The 18,253-nt window shown below is 52.0% G+C and carries 16 protein-coding genes; 10 read left to right on the plus strand and 6 right to left on the minus strand.

Annotated features, from left to right (window positions below):
• The first annotated feature begins 69 nt into the window (after window positions 1-69).
• From RAC89_RS16535 to RAC89_RS16565, 7 genes are all read left to right on the plus strand, one after another.
• The gene (locus tag RAC89_RS16535; RefSeq protein ID WP_306614778.1) at window positions 70-735 is read left to right on the plus strand and encodes a response regulator transcription factor; all 666 of its coding nucleotides are present in this window, start codon (window positions 70-72) and stop codon (window positions 733-735) included.
• 3 nt (window positions 736-738) lie between these two features.
• Window positions 739-2,154, plus strand: coding sequence for a sensor histidine kinase (locus RAC89_RS16540; RefSeq protein ID WP_306614780.1), 1,416 nt, complete (start codon window positions 739-741; stop codon window positions 2,152-2,154).
• A gap of 60 nt (window positions 2,155-2,214) precedes the next feature.
• On the plus strand, window positions 2,215-3,009 hold the full coding sequence (locus RAC89_RS16545) for a DUF3919 family protein (protein WP_306614781.1): 795 nt from the start codon (window positions 2,215-2,217) through the stop codon (window positions 3,007-3,009).
• A 17-nt stretch (window positions 3,010-3,026) separates the two neighbouring features.
• Entirely contained in the window at window positions 3,027-4,061 is a 1,035-nt protein-coding gene (locus tag RAC89_RS16550) for an ABC transporter substrate-binding protein (protein WP_284644485.1), read from the plus strand.
• Window positions 4,062-4,147: 86 nt separating this feature from the next.
• Entirely contained in the window at window positions 4,148-5,806 is a 1,659-nt protein-coding gene (locus RAC89_RS16555; protein WP_306614783.1) for an ABC transporter permease, read from the plus strand.
• A 17-nt stretch (window positions 5,807-5,823) separates the two neighbouring features.
• On the plus strand, window positions 5,824-6,900 hold the full coding sequence (locus RAC89_RS16560; RefSeq protein WP_306614785.1) for an ABC transporter ATP-binding protein: 1,077 nt from the start codon (window positions 5,824-5,826) through the stop codon (window positions 6,898-6,900).
• A gap of 82 nt (window positions 6,901-6,982) precedes the next feature.
• Window positions 6,983-7,999: an extracellular solute-binding protein gene (locus tag RAC89_RS16565; protein WP_306614787.1), complete on the plus strand. Its 1,017-nt coding sequence runs from the start codon at window positions 6,983-6,985 to the stop codon at window positions 7,997-7,999.
• Window positions 8,000-8,078: 79 nt separating this feature from the next.
• Here the strand turns inward: RAC89_RS16565 and RAC89_RS16570 are convergent, their stop codons facing one another.
• The 3 genes from RAC89_RS16570 to ylbJ all read right to left on the minus strand — a co-directional run bounded on the left by RAC89_RS16570 (window position 8,079) and on the right by ylbJ (window position 12,944).
• Window positions 8,079-8,891, minus strand: coding sequence for an NAD kinase (locus RAC89_RS16570; protein ID WP_284644492.1), 813 nt, complete (start codon window positions 8,889-8,891; stop codon window positions 8,079-8,081).
• 127 nt (window positions 8,892-9,018) lie between these two features.
• On the minus strand, window positions 9,019-11,562 hold the full coding sequence (glgP, locus tag RAC89_RS16575) for an alpha-glucan family phosphorylase (protein WP_306614788.1): 2,544 nt from the start codon (window positions 11,560-11,562) through the stop codon (window positions 9,019-9,021).
• Between the two features lie 134 nt (window positions 11,563-11,696).
• Complete coding sequence (ylbJ, locus tag RAC89_RS16580; RefSeq protein ID WP_306614790.1) at window positions 11,697-12,944, minus strand: sporulation integral membrane protein YlbJ; 1,248 nt, start codon at window positions 12,942-12,944, stop codon at window positions 11,697-11,699.
• Window positions 12,945-13,401: 457 nt separating this feature from the next.
• On the opposite strand from ylbJ, the gene RAC89_RS16585 reads away from it, so the two are divergent.
• Together RAC89_RS16585 and RAC89_RS16590 are read left to right on the plus strand one after the other, a co-directional pair.
• Window positions 13,402-13,767 carry a globin domain-containing protein gene (locus RAC89_RS16585; protein WP_306616112.1) on the plus strand — a complete coding sequence of 122 codons (366 nt, stop codon included), beginning with the start codon at window positions 13,402-13,404 and terminating at the stop codon, window positions 13,765-13,767.
• A gap of 45 nt (window positions 13,768-13,812) precedes the next feature.
• Window positions 13,813-14,514: a DUF2225 domain-containing protein gene (locus RAC89_RS16590; protein ID WP_306614791.1), complete on the plus strand. Its 702-nt coding sequence runs from the start codon at window positions 13,813-13,815 to the stop codon at window positions 14,512-14,514.
• A 52-nt stretch (window positions 14,515-14,566) separates the two neighbouring features.
• Here the strand turns inward: RAC89_RS16590 and RAC89_RS16595 are convergent, their stop codons facing one another.
• The 3 genes from RAC89_RS16595 to RAC89_RS16605 are packed head-to-tail and all read right to left on the minus strand — an operon-like array spanning window position 14,567 to window position 16,110.
• A complete protein-coding gene (locus tag RAC89_RS16595) occupies window positions 14,567-15,679 on the minus strand; it encodes a GGDEF domain-containing protein (RefSeq protein WP_306614793.1) in 1,113 nt (370 codons plus the stop codon).
• A gap of 60 nt (window positions 15,680-15,739) precedes the next feature.
• Entirely contained in the window at window positions 15,740-15,979 is a 240-nt protein-coding gene (locus tag RAC89_RS16600; RefSeq protein ID WP_284644497.1) for a hypothetical protein, read from the minus strand.
• Window positions 15,976-16,110, minus strand: a complete 135-nt coding sequence (locus RAC89_RS16605) for a YycC family protein (RefSeq protein WP_284644498.1) — start codon at window positions 16,108-16,110, stop codon at window positions 15,976-15,978. Before RAC89_RS16605 ends, RAC89_RS16600 begins: the two co-directional genes overlap by 4 nt.
• A gap of 164 nt (window positions 16,111-16,274) precedes the next feature.
• Here RAC89_RS16605 and RAC89_RS16610 point away from each other — a divergent pair, with 164 nt between their 5' ends.
• The gene (locus RAC89_RS16610) at window positions 16,275-18,068 is read left to right on the plus strand and encodes a M3 family oligoendopeptidase (RefSeq protein ID WP_306614796.1); all 1,794 of its coding nucleotides are present in this window, start codon (window positions 16,275-16,277) and stop codon (window positions 18,066-18,068) included.
• The last annotated feature ends 185 nt before the right edge of the window (window positions 18,069-18,253 follow it).

Consider the following 18,253-nt stretch of genomic DNA (forward strand, 5'->3'; position numbering starts at 1 on the left):
GAAGCACCGAGCGATCGGTGCTTTTCCTTTGTGCGCTAGACGATTCCCATCAGGAAGGAGAAGGACCGGATGAACATACTAATCGTTGAGGATGATCCCAGCATTCAGATGCTGCTTAGACTGAGCATGCAGGTCGAGGGCTATCACCCCATTGCCGCGAGTACCTGCGTAGAAGGCATTCAGCTCATTAGCGGCTCACCTGTAGATTTGATCATACTGGACCTGACGCTTCCCGACCGTTCGGGCTTTGAATTCCTCCAGCAGCTGCGCAGCATGCATCCTTTAATCCCGGTCATTATTTTGACGGCTAAGAATGAAATGAATGACAAAATTCTTGGTTTTCAGCTTGGCGCTGACGACTATTTAACGAAGCCCTTTGAGACGCAAGAGCTCATCCTCCGTATACGTGCTGTTATGCGCCGGATGAAAACGGAAGCCGAGTCCCATACGATTAAGCTTGGCGTCCTAGAAATCAACAAGCCCTCACGCTCGTTGTCCATTGCGGGCAACCCGATCAAAACGACGAGCAAGGAGTTTGATTTAATGTGGCTCCTGTGCAGCCATCCGAAAATGGTCTTTACCAGAGAGCAGCTTCTGGATCAGGTGTGGGGCTATGAATATTTCGGGCAGACCCGCTCGGTGGACATGCTCGTGAACCGCCTTCGGGAGAAGCTGAAACCGCATGGTGAGCTGATCGCGACCGTTCATGGAACAGGATACAAACTGGAGGCGTGAGCAATGAAATTGAGAAACAAGCTGTTCCTGCAGCACACGCTTACCATCTGCATGCTGCTTACAGCCATGTACTTTATTATGAATTATATGATTACCAAAAGCATTATTGAAAGGGATACTCAAACACTCAATCAATACTATGCTCTTCATAAGATCGAAGCTCTGAAAATCGTTAATGATAAGAAAATGAATATCAAGGATTTATTCTCCGGCTCCTATGCACCTCTAATCGCCTCTCATTTGGCATCGAATAACAATTTTCAGGTTCAGTTGTTTTCGAACGATCAAACCATCGTCGGCAGCAGCATCGACAACTTCGATCTGCTGAAACGGGGGGACATTGAAGCCGCACTGCAGGGGCAGGTGGCTACCGTGATTACCGAAACGGAAACGTCCCGGTATTTTATTTATTCTGCTCCTTTTTGGTATCAGGGAACCATTGTGGGGGGGATCCGGTACGTTCTGGATATGCAGCAGTACGTCCACATGCAGCAGCAGATGAAGTATTGGTTTGCCGGAGTAGCGGGCGTGTGCCTGGTTCTGTCGCTTTTATCAAGCTTTACTTATTTTTCGTTGCTGCTTAAGCCGGTATACGAGCTGAAACAAGCCTTGAAGCTGGTTTCGATCGGAGTCTTCAGTAAAAAAATAAGAGTGAACAGCAAGGATGAAATTGCCGAGCTTGCCTCGGATTTCAATGAAATGTCGGACGCTTTGAATCAACATATTCGGCTTCTTAAGTATGAGCAAAACAAGCAGAAGGTTTTTTATGACAATATGACCCATGAGCTAAAAACACCGTTGACCTCCATCATCGGCTTCTCGGACTTAATAGAAAAAATGAATAAGCTTGAGGATGCCAGGACCTGCAGCCAGTACATCCGCAAGGAAGGAACCCGGCTGTTGACGATGGTAGAGGAGCTGCTGGAAACTTCCCTGAAGGGGGAAGAAGCATGGAGAATCAACCTGGAATTCGGAAACCTCGCAGAGGTTGTCTCTGATACCATTCGTATCCTTGAACCGACCATTCGCAAATCGGCATTGCAAATGAAGGTGGAGCTGACCCCCTGTCTTGTTTGTCTGGATCCTGTAAGGACACAGCAGGTGCTCTTCAATATCATAGACAACGCTATCCAGCACAGCGACTGCCGACAGCTTCATGTGACGGTAGAGGAATGGAACGGCAGCGGCCGGGTGTTGATCCGTGATAACGGAAAGGGCATACCGATGGAAGAACAAAACACCCTATTTTTACCGGTTGACCAAAAGTCAAACCGTCCTATCACCCGCAGGTCCCATGGGCTCGGCCTTCCGATCTGCAAGCAGCTTATCGAAATGCAAGGCGGCTCCATTCGTTTGACGAGTGTGGTGGAGCAGGGAACAGAAGTGGAGCTGATCTTCAACAAACGGCTCCCGATATAAGCAGCGTTACAATATTGTTACATTTGGTTGATTTTATTGAGATAAAAGGAGCGTAATGTAATGACCGTGGAGAAGAAACAGCTCTCATGGCTCCGTCTAATCATGATGCAAGTCGCTGCAGGAATCGTCATTATCGGCATATGTGCGTACATGTTTCGGGTCCCTGTGGATGAGGTGCGCGTGGTCTCGCCTATGTCCGGTGCCAGCGATGCCTTGTCTGGGGTTCCCATGCGCGTAGATGTTACGTATCCTGGGTTAGGAACGCTTTCCATCCAAGATCCTAAGGAGCTGCTTAGCATGAAGTCCGCCTTCACGGAGCTATTAAGGGAAGGAAGGACGCAGAGCATCGAAAGATCGCAGCGGTTCAAGCTGAAGGGGCTGATCGTTTATTTGGATCAAGAGGACAATACCTTCGAGGTGGGAAACAACATCTTACGGGTGAATCAAAGCATGGTAAATTCCTTATCGGTAAGCGCTGATATTCGCAAGCTGCAAAGCGCATTTATCAATAAGATGCTGACGCCGTCAATGATTTCGGAGGCCGTAGGAAGAGAGTCAAATGGAATTATGGCGCTGCGCAGCGGAAAGATGGAAGCGCTATCTGAGGCGGAAAGAGCTGCACTTGCCTTACAGATCCAAGCTTCTGTGAAAATGATCGACTTCAGTCATTTCCGGGAATATTCACAAAAGCCCGACATGAACTATGTCATTCAGCTAAGCGACCCCGACTCGCCAAGTCCGCATTGGATTCATTTAGACTTTTACAACAACGGTTACATGGTTGTATTCGACTTGCTCGATGAAACGAATCAAAGAGCTTATTTTCAGCTGATTTCGACTCCGACGACATTCTGAAAGGCAGGTCATGCCAAATGGCAAGAAGAAAGAACAACAGCTCCATGATGATCGTTTCCGTATTGGTGATTGTGCTGGTTGCCGGGTTTTTCCTGTATAAATCCGGCACCTTCGGCAAAAAGGATGCAGGAAAGGTGACCGTTTACTCCATATTCCAGGAGGAAGAGGCCAGAAAAATATTGGATCAATTCAAAAAGGAAACAGGAATCGATTACGATATTCTGCGATTGCCAAGCGGGGAAGCCGTAGCCCGGGTTCAAAACGAAATGAGCAAGCCTCAAGCGGACTTTCTGATGGGAGGACCGGCTGATTCTCATGAGGTGTTAAAACAAGCCGGAACTTTGAAAGCGTATACATCACCGAACGCTGCGGATATTCCGGATAATATGAAGGACAACGCCGGCTTTTGGACGGGCTTCTACATGAACCCTGTTGCCATCGGTATTAACGAGCAGCGTTGGAAAGAGAAATACGGTACGGCCCCGTATCCTCAATCCTTTAAAGATCTTTTGGACCCCAAATTCAAAGGCGAGATCGGCATGTCCGATCCTGCGACATCGGGAACGGCTTATACGGCGGTAGCGTCGCTTGCTCAAGTATGGGGACGCGAAGAGATGCTCAAGTATATGGGGCAGCTGCTTCCGAATCTGAAGGAGCGCCCGAAATCCGGAATTGAACCGATTCAAAAGGCGGCTAAGGGCGAATACACAATCGGTGTTACTTTCCTCGGAGATCAGCTGAAGATGAAGGCTCAGGGCAACCCGATCGTCAGCATCGTGCCGGAGGCGGCCGGGTATGAAATTGGAGGACTATCCATTATCAAGGGAGGACCCAATACGGAAGCTGCCAAGAAGCTGATGGATTTCATGCTCACGAAGGAGCCGGGACTGCTCTACACACAATCCGCCTTCGCGGTATCCGTGAAGCCTTCCGTACCAGTTCCAAACGGCGGCATCGATATTAAGACCACGAAGTATAACAAAAATTACAGCCTATGGGAGGCAGCCGAGCAGAGGAAGATGCTGCAGGATCTGCTGAAAAATTTGAAATAACGATGTAAGGGCAGACGGATTGTCTACGCCGACCAACGGGTAGACAATCCTTTCTGAAAATGCTTGAAAGGTGGCCATAACCTCCTATGGTGAAAGAGAAAAAAGGATTTGCCGAGTCCATTGTAAGACTCGTAAAAGACCCGTCCTCCATGTTTTTGGTTCTCATCAGCTTTGTTTTGCTGGCATTGTTTGTCTTGTATCCCTTGATCTTCGTAATTACCATTCCCAGCGGCGAAAATTGGCTGACCTTCTTTACAAAGGGCAGATACGGAACCGCACTGTTAAATACCATAGTGAGCTCCACGCTTTCCGCGTTAACGGCAACCGTACTCGGCTTCCTGTACGCCTATGCCATTCATTACAGCAATATAAGAGGGAAACGATTTTTCCGCTTTATTGCGTTTCTGCCTCTTCTAGCCCCTTCGGTCATGAGCGGACTTGCCTTTTTGCTGTTGTTCGGCCGGGGCGGCATTGTTTCGCAGTGGTTGAAGTCCTGGTTTTCCATTGAGCTGGACTTGTACGGATTACCCGGTTTATGGATTGTGCAGACGATATCCTATTTTCCTTTGGCTTATATGACTACGACCGGTGTGCTTCGGTCCATCTCGCCGAACCTGGAGATTGCAGCGCAAAATCTGGGCGCCAGAGGTTTTCATCTATTTCGTACCATTACGCTGAAGCTTGCGCTTCCGGGAATTATCAATGCCTTCTTGCTTGTTGCCATTAACTGCTTTGCCGATTTTGGCAACCCTAAGCTGATTGGGGGAAATTACTCCCTGCTGGCGGTAGAAATTTACGGGGAAATCATTAATAATGAGCCGGGACTGGCTTCCGTGATGGGAATTATCTTGGTGATTCCGGCACTCATTGTGTTCATCATACAGGAGAGGGTTTTATCTAAAGGCTCGTTTTCTACCATTACGGGAAAGCCTGTGTCCGGATTGAAGCGGGTGACCACCTCCAAAGGCGTGGACATGTTGCTTTTCTCGCTGAATGCTGTTATTTCCATTTTTATCATGGCCATGTTCGCCATTACGCTGTTGTTCGCCTTTACTAAAAACTTCGGCAGAGACAATACCTTTACCATGGATCATATGATGAAGGTGGTTTTCAATGCATCAAGTCCAGCCGTTCTGAACAGCTTGGTATTGTCGCTGATCAGCTCGATCTTAGCTGTCGCCTTTGCCCTGGTTCTGGCTTACATTGTTGTGCGTAAAGTGTTTCCGGGGAAAAGGCTGCTTGATTTCACCGCTGTCCTGCCGATTGCCCTGCCGGGTACCTTCGTGGGGCTGGCTCTGATCGTCGCTTTCAGCTCCGGTCCGATTATGCTCCAGGGTTCGGCTGTCTTAATTATCGTCGCTATGCTGCTGAAGCAAATGCCTGTCGGTTACCGCGGATTAATCGCCTCCTTCAAGCAGGTGGACAAATCGATTGAAGAAGCCGCTACGAATCTGGGAGCCGATAGCCGCAAAACCTTGATTACCATCGTATTCCCGATGCTTCAGAAAACGATCGTAGCCAATTTCGTCTACGCCTTCATGAAAAATATGAACACCTTAAGCACGATTGTGTTTCTTATTACACCCAAATGGGTTGTTGCGGCCGTATCGATCTTCAATTATGCCGAAACGGGAACCTATTACTGGGCGGCGGCGGTTGCCGTGGGACTAATGGCGGCCACCTTGGCTACGCTCGGCGTGATGAAGCTGATTTTCCGTGACAAGGTAAAAATATTTGATTTTTAAGGTAAGGAGTGGCTGATGTGAGTTCGCAAACATTGCTTGAGCTAAAAAATGTAAACAAGGTCTTTGGTGAGAATCATGTCCTGAAAAATATTCATCTTACCATTGAAAGAGGGAAGTTTATTACCTTTCTCGGGCCCAGCGGCTGCGGGAAAACAACGCTTCTCCGATCGATAGCAGGGTTCTATACGATCGACGAAGGAGAAATACGGATGGATGGACGCGTAGTCAACGACTTGCCGCCATATAAACGCGGGACGCCTATGGTGTTTCAAGAATATGCACTGTTCCCTCATATGACCGTGTTCGATAATGTGGCTTACGGGCTGGATATCCAGAAGCGCCCCGAGGCTGAAGTGCTGCAGCGGGTGAAGGCGGCGCTCGACAAGGTGAAATTAACGGGGCTGGAGGAGAGGTATCCTCACCAGATGTCCGGAGGGCAGCAGCAGCGTGTTGCGATGGCGCGTGCGATCGTGATGAACTCCCCGATCATTCTTCTGGATGAGCCTCTTAGTAACTTGGACGCCAAGCTCCGTGAGGAGGTCCGGGTAGAGCTGAGAAATATCCAAATGGAGCTAGGCTTAACTGTCATTTATGTGACTCACGATCAGCTCGAGGCGCTGTCGATGTCCGATCAGATCGTTGTATTCAATAAAGGAGCCATCGATCAGTGCGGCACGCCTCATGAAATTTATTACAAGCCTCGAACCGCCTATGTTGCCGATTTCATTGGGACAACGAACTTTCTGGATGCTGTCGTGCTCAGCGCAGATAATGGAACGGCCTGTGTATCGTTCGGCCATAGCGATCAAACATTGACATTGCCGACTACGGAAACGCTGGCGCCAGGCGAGCAGGTCAAGCTTTGTATTCGTCCCGAATCTTTGCGGATGAATCAGCCGGATGCCGGACAATTTATTATGAACGGCCAAGTCGTTTCCTCCATGTTCCAAGGCGAGAAGGAGAGGTATTTCCTCCAAGCGGAGGATGGCAAGGAATGGATCGTCGATGCGTATGATATTGGCGAGATTTCCTACCGAGGTCAAGTCGAGCTTCGAGCCATGGCTGATAAAATTCATTTGATTAAGCTGACGTAATAGCCTAAACTAGGGGAAAGGAAAACTACGGGTTTTCCTTTTTTCTGTTTGGAGCGTTATTTATAAGGCATCATGAAAGGTTGTGAAGCAGGTGAAAAAGATGGCGCTCATGATCAGCATTGTACTCTTGTGCTTATGGTTAGGCTACCGTTTCTTTCAAAACCCTTCCGGCAGCCAGCCCCTGAAGATTTACGTCATTTTTCAGGAGGACGAGGGGCGCATTTTATTGGAAAAATTTAAAGAGACCACAGGACAGCCGTATGAGCTCATCCGTATGTCCAGCGGGGAAGCGGCCTATCATCTCCTGACCTTGAAAAAAAGCGGAATCGACGTTGTGCTGGGAGGACCTGCGGATTTGCATGAGCAGCTGAAGAACAACAAGAAATCGATACGGCACACCTCCCCGGCAACCGAGCGCATTCCCGATCGATATAAAGATACCGAAGGTCACTGGACAGGCATGTATTTAGGGCCGCTTTCTATCGGTATCAATCAGAACGTTTGGAGGCAGGATCCCGCACTGGCAAGAATGGAGCCTCCGGAGACGTATGAAGACTTATTGCGGCCTGAACTGAAGGGCAGAATCGAGATCCCCGACCCGGAGACGTCTGGAACCGGATACACGCTGCTGGCCTCCCTGACGCAGGAGAGAGGGGAGGAACGGGCGCTTGAGCTTATGAAGGAGCTTAAGCAGCAAAGTGTGTCGACGTCATTTTCGGGGATTACTTCCGCTCAGCGGCTGGCGGTGGGGGAGGTGGCTGCGGTCATCAGCTTTCTTGGAGATCAATTGCGCTTTGCCAATTCCGGATATTCCACTTTATCCATCGTTCCCCCGCAAGCGGGCTGGGAGATCGGCGCCGTCTCCATTTTAAAGAACGGCAGCAATACGAATGCTGCCAAAATGCTGGTCGATTTTGTGCTTTCCAGCGAGGCGCAAACCTACTATATGAATACGGCATTCTCGTATCCCGTGCTTCCCGATATTCCCTTGAACCGGATGCTGTCCCCTGCATACTTAGGACGCTTGCTCGAATCCTACCGCTTCGATCTGGCTGCCCGGCAGCGTGAGCAGCTGATTAGCAAGTGGCGCAGCAGATAAGTAGAACCATCACAGCAAAAACCCGCCTTTAGCAGGCTTGTCCATCGAATGGACGGGCCGCTGAAGGCGGGTTTTTTTGCTAGTTCATCTCATACCCGATGAACGCTTCGCGCACGCGGCTCCAGAAAGGGAAGGGGCGGAAGCGGGCGAACTTTACCTTCTTGCCGGCCGCCACCATGCTCCGTATGGAGACGATGTCGTTGCGCTGCATATACACATGATCCAGCGAAAGCAGAATGTTCTGATTCGCCTTCGGATAAATGTCGCAGTGATGATGCTTCGGCAGCAGGATCGGGGATCCGAGCGTCCGGAAGACGCGGTTGTTGATGGAGGCGATCTCCGCAATCTGAATTGCATCCAGCGACGGATGCACAATGGCGCCGCCAAGGCTCTTGTTGTATGCCGTGCTTCCCGACGGGGTCGAGATGCAGATGCCGTCGCCGCGGAACGTCTCCAGCAGCTCATCGTTGATATGTAATTGGGCGGTCAGCGTGGCGTCGACGCCCTTAAGCGTGAACTCGTTTAACGCGAGCTCCGTTTCGATGCCTTGCATCGTCGTGATTTGAATTTCGACCAGCGGATATTTCACCACGCGAAGATCGTTCTGCTGCGCACTTTCACCCATCAAGCGGGCCAGGTGCTCCACTTCATCAGGCTTCCAATCGGCGAAGAAGCCGAGGCGTCCCGTATGAATGCCCACAAAGGCAATATGATCGAGCTGGTCCTTATACCGGTGAAACGCATGCAGCAGCGTGCCGTCTCCTCCGATGGAGAGAACAATGTCCGGCGACGATTCGTCCAAGACCAAGCCATACTCTTGAATCAGTTGATGAAACGTATGCATCAGTTGAATCGATATTTCATCGCCACGGTGCACAACATTGTATTTCAATGGGGGTATCCTCCTACACCAAACGTGTAATTTCATCATAATCAATATTCGCCCTGATTACAATGCCCGGAACAAGCGCAAAGAACCGCCCCCGAAGGAGCGGCACTTAGTACTTGGCCCGAGCAGCTTACCAGCGTGTGACCAAAGGCAATTCGAAGGATCTTGCAAAGTTGGCGCTGATCGGATGAACACGGACGTGGAAGTGCGCGACATGGCGCAAATGTGCAGGGATCACAGCGCGGTATAAATGCGTATTGTCCGCAAGCTCCTTGGCTTGCGTCATCGTGACCACAACGGGATGCCACCCATCGGGGCGCTCTTCGTAATACACCAGCTCCACGGCTGTATCCTGATGCCATACCGGACCGAAGGCCACGGTTGCCGACACTTCCTTCTTCCCCCCAGAAGCACCGCTGCCGCCATCCGCAACCTCTTTAATCCGAACCTGCTTCCAGTTCTGTGTCATGAACCGCTTGTAATCGGCTACCTTCGTAGCCGCATCATAAGCATTGGCGATAAAGTGCTTCGTCCGCTGCAGCGACGGCACGTAGGAGCCGTTCGTATAATCCATCACCATCCGATTCGTGTTGTAGGCCGGGGTCAACGTTCGAATCGATCGCTTCATGCGCGCCACCCAGCCGGACGGCAGCTCGCCGTCACGGTAATAAAGCGGTACGATTTCATTCTCCAGAACCGTATAGATCGACTCCGTATTCTCGCGCTCCTGGGTCTCCCAGTCGGCGTCGTTCGTACCGTGTACGCTCCAGCCGTTCGTTCCGTCGTAGCCCTCCTCCCACCAGCCGTCAAGCACACTGAAGTTGAGGACGCCGTTCATAGCCGCCTTCTGGCCGCTTGTGCCGCTCGCTTCGTAAGGCCGGCGCGGATTGTTAAGCCACACATCAACCCCTTGCACCAAATAACGTGCCAAGTTCATATCGTAATTTTCCAGCAGGACGACCTTCCCGCGGAAACGGTCCATTTGAGATACGCGATAGATTTCCCGGATCAGCTGCTGACCCGGATGGTCCGCCGGATGCGCCTTGCCTGCAAACAGAAACTGAACCGGACGCTCCGGATCGTTCACCAGCCGATCCAGTCGATCCAGATTGTTAAATATCAGATTGGCGCGCTTATACGTCGCAAACCGGCGGGCGAACCCGATTGTTAATGCCCGAGGATTCAGGTAGCCGTTGACTTCCTCGATCCGGTCCTGTGACATTCCGATGCGCCGGCGATGCTCCCGGATGTTCGCCCGGGCGTAATCCACGAGCTTTTCCTTTAGCCCGAGATGAACCTTCCAGAGCGTTTCCGCCGGCACCACATCTATCGATTTCCAGAGGTGCTCGCTGGCCTGCATACCGACCCAATCCCCGGGAAGGAACTGCCCGTAGAGCTCCTTAAGCTCCGGTGCCAGCCAAGTGCTCATATGAACTCCGTTTGTAACGTGACCGATGGGCACCTCGCGTACATCAATGTTGCCATGGAACGCTCTAAACATATCCCGCGATACATGACCGTGCAGCTTGCTCACGCCGTTGCGCAAAGAGGCCATATTGAGCGCAAGATGCGTCATGTTGAACAGCTGCTTGCCTTCGTCCAGACCGAGCCGGGTGAAGGCTTCCCGGTATTCGCCGTACTCTGTGAACAACCAGCTGAAATAATATTCGAACATCGGCAGCGGGAACGCATCGTGCCCGGCAGGTACCGGTGTATGAGTCGTAAAAATCGTGCTGGCTCGAATGACCTCAACCGCTACATGGAAGGGGAGCCCCTGATGAAGCTCTTCCCGGAGTCTTTCCAAGGTGAGGAATGCCGCATGCCCCTCATTAATGTGATACGTGCCAGTGGGAATGCCGAGCGCCCGGAGCGCCTTCACGCCTCCAATCCCGAGCAGCACCTCCTGGGCGATCCGTACGTCCTGATTTCCGCCGTACAGCTGGGCCGTCAGCTCGCGGTCCCACGGACTATTGCCGTCGATGTCCGCATCCAGAAGAAAAACGGGGATACGGCCAACCTGCACCTGCCATACCTTGAGATGCACGATCCGGTCAGCGAGACGTACCTCGACGACCAGCTCCTCCTCCGAGTATTCGGCGGCTTCGCCGCTCCCTGTTCTGGCATAAGCGGACAGAATCGGCAGCTTCCCGAAATCATAGGTCACCGACTCGGCATGCTGATTGCCCTCGCCGTCGATCCGCTGGACAAAATAGCCCTTCTTATACATCAGCCCGATTCCTACAAGCGGCAGACCGAGATCGCTTGCCGATTTGCAGTGATCCCCGGCAAGCACGCCGAGCCCCCCGGAATAGATCGGCAGCGATTCGTGGAAGCCGAATTCCGCGGAAAAATAAGCGATCGCCTGATGCACATGCTGGGGGTACTGCTGCTCGAACCATGTGCCGGCACCGGCATACGCGTCGAACTCTTGCAGCACAGCCTGATAATCTTGCAGGAAGGCCGCATCGCGGGCAAGCGCCTCGAATGCTGCAGGCTCGGTCTCCAGAAGCAGCCGGACGGGATTATGCTGCACATGATCCCACCGCTCTGAATCTATTCGGGCGAACAGTGCTTTAGCGCTCTCATTCCAGCTGTACCACAGATTGTAGGCAAGCTCCGGAAGGCGTTCCAGAGCGGGGGGAAGCGACATCGTCTTCGGAATGTACCTGTACATGGATGGCAAACCGTTTCACCTCTACCCGGCCGGCATACCGCACTACTGGCAGAGCAGGCGGCATGGCGGCGTTATTTTAGACCAGCTTATAACGTTGCGTACATCTAGGCTGCACCTGCTATAGTATCGTAAACTCAATTCCACTTCATACATCTCTTTCCAAGAGTAACAAGCAAGGAGAGCAATAGCAAGCAGCCAAGTACGACTAGGAAGCCAAGTCCGGCAATCGGTACCGTATGAGTCCAGAAAGTGGCGACAGGGGTCGTTACATCCGGCTTCGGCACAAGAGCGGCAATGGTTTCGCTATAAGGGGTTAGCGGTTCCCATAACAAGAGGACCAATAGCCCGGCTAAGATACTGTGAAGGATGCGTGCCAAGACGAAAGGCAGATAGCGAAGGTTGGTATGATGCAAAATACTGACTACCTGTGCATGAACGGACAGACCGGCCCAAGACAGCACCCACGCTGCGATCGCAGCTTTATAGACGAGAGGAACGCCTTCGGCACCGCCTGCAGCCTTCGCCCCCAAGGTGACCTCGAAGATGCCGTTAGCCACCGCCTGGGACAGACCGAGCGGCATTCCGACGAATTGTAGGATCGAATTGATTAGTATGTATAAGTAGCCCATGATATGCCCGGAGGTCATGACTTCCATAACGACGGAGAAAAAAACGACCAAGCCCCCGACTACAAAAATCAGCTGCAAACCCGAGCCGACCGCTTGCTGGAGCATTTTGCCGAGAGTCCGGCCGTCCTGCATCCGTGCTTCATGCATCGCTTCGAAGGCGCGAAGCCAAATGTTCTTCGGCAGGGAATGCTTGCGAACCTGCTTCTCCACCGCCTCCTGAACATGATTACCCGGAGATGCCTTTCCGTGAAACCTCATCAGAAAGCCTACCAGCAGGGCACCTCCGTAATGTGCCGCTCCGAGTACAACCGCCAAGGCTTGATCGTGAAAAAAGCCGACCGAAACGGCGCCGATCAGGAAGATCGGATCGGAGGAGGTCGTGAAGGAGACGAGCCGCTCGCCTTCTTCCCGGTTGACCAGGCGATTCTCCCAGAGACGGGAGGTAAGCTTTGCTCCGACAGGATAGCCGGAGGCGAAGCCCATAGCCATCACGAAGCCGCCGATGCCGGGGATGCGGAACAGAGGCCGCATCAAGGGATCGAAGAGGGTGCCGAAGAAGTGCACCAGTCCGACCCCGAGCATCATCTCCGATATAACAAAGAATGGGAACAATGCCGGAAAGAGCACGTCCCACCAAATAACGATACCTTTGATTGAAGCATGGAACGATTCGGCCGGGAACATGAGCATCATAACGGCCAGAGCAACGGCAAGTGCAGCTACCGCTAAGGCCGGAGCGTTGCTTTTTCGCATAGGAACCATCTACTCCTTCGCGTCAATTGCGACTTCATTCAGATATATGTACAAGTCCCGCATCTCATGCCCCTTCCTTGTACAAGCTTTGCTCATAAATATTTGTTAACTTCCAGCGAAGTGCTGAAATTTGAAGTGATTTATGGTACAATTGTACTAACGTTAGAGAAGACATTCCGCTTACGTTTCGTCTTTTTCTAACGAACGAGATAGGGGTGATCCTTATGATGAGCGTAATTGCCGGTATTCTCGTTTGTGCATTTGTTTATGTCATAAGGGAAACATTAATGACCTCGGCGGAAGAGGATTTGGAGGGCTAGTCCTTTATTTCTCGGCATAAATTCAATGTAATCGTCCCGCCATTCCTGATGCTAATTGCGGTTTGTGCATTAGCATCTTTTTTCAGTTTAGAAGCATGATGTAGGAGATGAGCAGCTTGAGTCGTGAACAGCACAATATGACGCTATTCGACATGATGGGCGGCCCGGAAGGAATCCGAAGGATTGTGGAGGCCTTTTACCCGAAGGTGCAGCAGCACCCGAAGCTGGGTCCGTTGTTCCCTGAGGATATTACGCCGGTGATGGAGAAGCAATATCTGTTTCTAACCCAATTTTTCGGGGGGCCGCCGTTATACTCCGAGCAGTATGGGCATCCCATGATGCGGGCCCGGCATCTGCCCTTTGAGATTACGCCTGAGCGGGCGGCCGCATGGCTGGGCTGTATGGCCAATGCCTTGGATGAGGTAGGCATGGAGAAGGCGCTGAAGGAGGCGGTACTTGAACGGCTCCAGGGGCCGGCATATCACTTCGTCAATACTCCTTGATGCATAGCACGGGGATCGATATCATGCATGGGAGTGGGGAATTTCGTGGTTGAGCCTTTGTTCCAAGTCAAAGTGAATTGTATTTATTGCGAAGCAACGTTTCAATCCTCTCGGGTCCGTCCGAGCTTCAAGAAGTCGGTGAAAACGGACACCGATTTCTGTATTCACTACAAGGAAATCAATCCGGACTATTATGTTGTCCGGGTTTGCCCGTATTGCGGCTATACCAGTTCGGAGAATTCCACGGACAAGCTGACGGCTTCTCAGCGTATGGCATTCAAGGAAAAGATCGCGGACCGCTGGGAAATGAGAGATCTCAGCGGAGAGCGAAGCTGGGACGATGCGATGTTTTCCTATAAGCTGGCATTGGTTACGGCTCAGCTGAAGAATGAAAAGGGCCGCGTTATCGCAGGGCTGCTTCATCATATTGCCTGGCTGTACCGGTATAAGGGCGACGCCGAGCAAGAGAACCGGTTTTTGCAATACGCGCTGGATGAGTATACCCGGACGTTCGAAACGGAGGCAGGCGAGGTTAACAATGCACGCCTGATGTACTTGATGGGGGAGCTGAGCCGGCGCTTGAAGCATTACAACCAAGCCGTGAAGTGGTTTAGCCGCGTCATTAACGATAAAAAAATCGTGGATGCCGCCATGATCCGGGCTTGCCGCGAGCAGTGGGTCGTGACTCGCGAGGATATGGCCGCAGACAAAGTGGAGCTCGAAGAAGAAGTGGAAGAATCGACCTAGGGATAACAATAAACGCTTAACCGGATGAGGCTTGCAGCTCATCGGTTAAGCGTTATTTTGTTTCATTGGATACCGTAGGAAATTCATGAAAGGAAATATGCTTCTGGTACATGGTGTACCGATTTTTGCCCATAAATTTCGATTCGTACAGCGCTTCGTCCGCCTCGGCAATGAGCTGTGTCAAATCCGCCTGGGCGGTGCGGGCAAGGGAAATCCCGATGGAAATGGTAGTACGTACCTTATCTCGCGTGACAAAAGGATACTCGGCAACCGCATCGCATAACCGCTGGGCATAAGCCTCGAGGGCTCTCCGGTCCGTGCTATGGCTCAGGATGATGAATTCCTCGCCCCCGTAACGGGCCACGTAATCCTGTACATCAATGGTCGCGCGGAGGATGGAGCCCACTTCTCGAAGCAGCTGGTCCCCTTGCAAATGACCGAACGTGTCGTTGAACATTTTGAAATTATCGATGTCGATCATCAAAATGGCCACCCTACGGCTTCGGATGGTGCGCCCGGCGATATCCAGAAAGCCGCGAAGATTAGGCAGCCGGGTCAGGCCATCCTGATTCGCTTCGAGCTCCAGCTTACGCTGCAGCATCCACGTCTTGTTCTCATCATTGAACATATAGACGAGAACGGCTACAGCTGCTCCCGAGACACCGAACATGAACAACTGGGTTAACCAGAAGGCTCCGCTCGCCAGCAGATGGTCTCCTGCGTGAAGAAGAATGCGCGCCGCGGTCAGCAGCAGGCAAATATAGAGCCCGTCCGTCATCCGAATGACGGAATAGCCGTTCTCATATTCGGCGCGGTGAAACAGCGAGCTGACGATGGCCGGAATGAACAGCTCCTGAAACACCAGATGCAGCCAATCCTCCTGCGGAAACATGTAAACATACGCTCCCGGCAGCAAGGAAGAGAGAATGGCTGTCTTCCAGCCGAATCGCAGCCCTGCCATGACGATAGGGGCAAAGCTGAGATCGCTCAGCAGCTCGCTCGGGAACGGCTGCAGCATCATGATAATGCTGGCGATTCCGGTGAGAAAAGGAGCCGCAAGTCCCGATACCTTATCGAACAGCGCGACGTTGCGAAGCTTAAGGGCGATATAGCTTAAAGCAATTAACGCACATGCATTAGTTAACGGAATTTGATACATGGACATGGTTCCCTCAATCCAGCTTTGTTTTCAGTACAGAGCCTTTGTTTGCTTAAGGGGAATTGGTTACTGTCCTTGGCGAAGGGGCTTACTGGCGAGCAGGTAATCCCGGTCGGCATCCACGATGCGCAGCCGGTTCCGGCAGCATGGAAATACAAGTAAACGCTTTACACCGCTTTGGATGTCAGCCAAATCCTTTTTTTGCAGGGGGAGCATCACGTTGCTGCTATCGCAAAACGGGCAGGCCTGCACGTAGATATCTTCCCCGATGGTTTCGTACGGCCAAGTATGGCTGAAAGGAATCATGGCTTTTTGGCCAGCTCTGCGAGCTTTTGCAGTAAAATGTGCTGCGGCATATGCATGAGATGTTCTATAGGGACATTCAGCTCTTTAGCCAGCTTCTGTGCGGTTTCGGGTGAAATTTGCAGCGGTTTCATAAGAAAGGCCCTCCTGTCAATAGATCTACAGACTTCATTTAACCATATTTGATAGCGAAAATACAGCGTAATTTAAGGTGCGGCTGCATTTTGGGTTTCTCTTCAAAATATGCTTTAATGAAGATAGCATTGCCAACTTCAATGGAGAGAGGATCGGTGCTCGGATGCAGCATCCATTGCCGCAAACTTGGAATTTGGAACGATTTTTCCCGGGAGGAAGCCGATCGGCGGAATTCGCGGGCTTCATGGAAGGGCTTCACTCCGATATTTCCATGCTAGTGAACCTGCTGGGAGACCTGCCTGTGCCGGATTCTGCAGAAGCTGTCCAGGCCAGCCTAATGCCTGTGCTTGATCTGCTGCAGTCCTCAGGGAAGAAGCTTCGGGAGGCCGATTCCTTCACAGCTTGCCTGTCGGCGGAGAATCAAGCGGACAAACAGGCGGTCATTTTGTCAGGACAAGTAAGATCGATGGGCGCTGCTTATGCCTCTGCGTTGACCCGCCTGGACGACTACTTGACGAGAATCGAGGATGGAATCTGGAATGTATTTCTTGACCAACCGCCCATTCAGGCCATTGCCTATCCGCTCGAGGAGCGAAGGGCGCTGGCCGCAGAGAAGCTCCCTCCGGAGCAGGAGGCGTTAATCAACGAGCTCGCCGTTGACGGGTACCATGGCTGGGGGGAGCTTTACAATACAACGGTGAGCAAGTTTCGCGTTCCGTTCGAAGAGAAGGGAGCGGTCATGGAGCTGACGGCCGGTCAAGCGGCAAATAAGATGCACAGCCCCGACCGAACCGTCAGAGAGACGTTATTCCGCCGATGGGAGAGCAAGTGGGGAGAGCATGCGGAGTACTGCGCCGATGCCTTGAACCATTTGGCGGGCTTCCGTCTTAAGCTTTATGAGCGCCGAGGCTGGCAGGAAATCCATAAGGAGCCGCTCGCGGTGAACCGGATGTCGAAGGAAACGCTTGACGCCATGTGGGGCGTCATCGAGCGAAGCAAGGATATTTTCGTGCAGTATCTGGAGCGTAAAGCCAAGCTGCTCGGCGTGGAGAAGCTCAGCTGGTTTGATGTAGAGGCGCCGGTAGGACGCGGCAGCAAGCATTACAGCTATGATGAGGGGGCCGCGCTTATCGTAGAGCAGTTCCGGCGGTTTAGCCCGAAGCTGGCTGATTTTGCCGTGAAGGCCTTCGAGAACCAATGGATCGAGGCTGAGGACCGTCCGGGGAAGCGGCCGGGGGGATTCTGCACTTCGTTTCCGATTGCCGAGGAAACCCGCATTTTCATGACCTATGCAGGTACTGCGTCCAATGTTTCCACGCTTGCGCATGAGCTGGGCCACGGGTACCATCAGCACGTCATGAACGACCTTCCCGCGCTGGCGCAGGAGTACGCTATGAACGTAGCGGAGACGGCGTCTACCTTCGCAGAGATGGTGGTGTCTGACGCAGCGGTGAAGGGGGCAGCCACCGAAGAAGAGAGGCTTACGCTGCTGGAGGACAAAATTCAGCGCTCGGTTGCGTTCTACATGAATATTCATGCCCGGTTTTTGTTTGAAACGGCATTTTACGAGGAACGCCGGGCCGGACTTGTCAGCGTTGAACGTCTGAATGAGCTGATGGTGAAGGCGCAAAGGCAGGCGTTTCGGGATGCGCTGGATGAGTACCATCCGCATTTTTGGGCATCCAAGCTGCATTTCTATATCACGGAGGTGCCTTTCTATAATTTCCCGTACACCTTCGGCTACCTGTTTAGCACAGGCTTGTACGCGGAGGCGCTGCAGAGAGGCGCTGCATTCGAGGAGCAATATATTGCTCTGCTGCGGGATACGGGCCGCATGACCGTAGAAGCGCTGGCGGAGAAGCATCTCGGCGTCGATCTGCGGAAGCCCGACTTCTGGCAGCAGGCGATGGACGTGACGGTGAAGGATGTAGAGGAATTTTTGCGGCTGACGGAGTAGGATTCGGTCGAAATAAAAAAGGGGCGGTCTCCTCACAAGTAGAATTTCTACTTTTTGAGGGACAGCCCTTTTGGTTTTCCGCTTATGAGAGGCAGTCAAGCATCTGATAAAGGATGCAATGCTGCTAATGAAGTCAATTTCATAATTAGAAGCCCTTGTGGAATAAGGTTATTCGGCATCCAAAA

The sequence above is a fragment of the Paenibacillus sp. GD4 genome (assembly GCF_030846225.1).
Lineage (GTDB): Bacteria > Bacillota > Bacilli > Paenibacillales > NBRC-103111 > Paenibacillus_G > Paenibacillus_G silviterrae.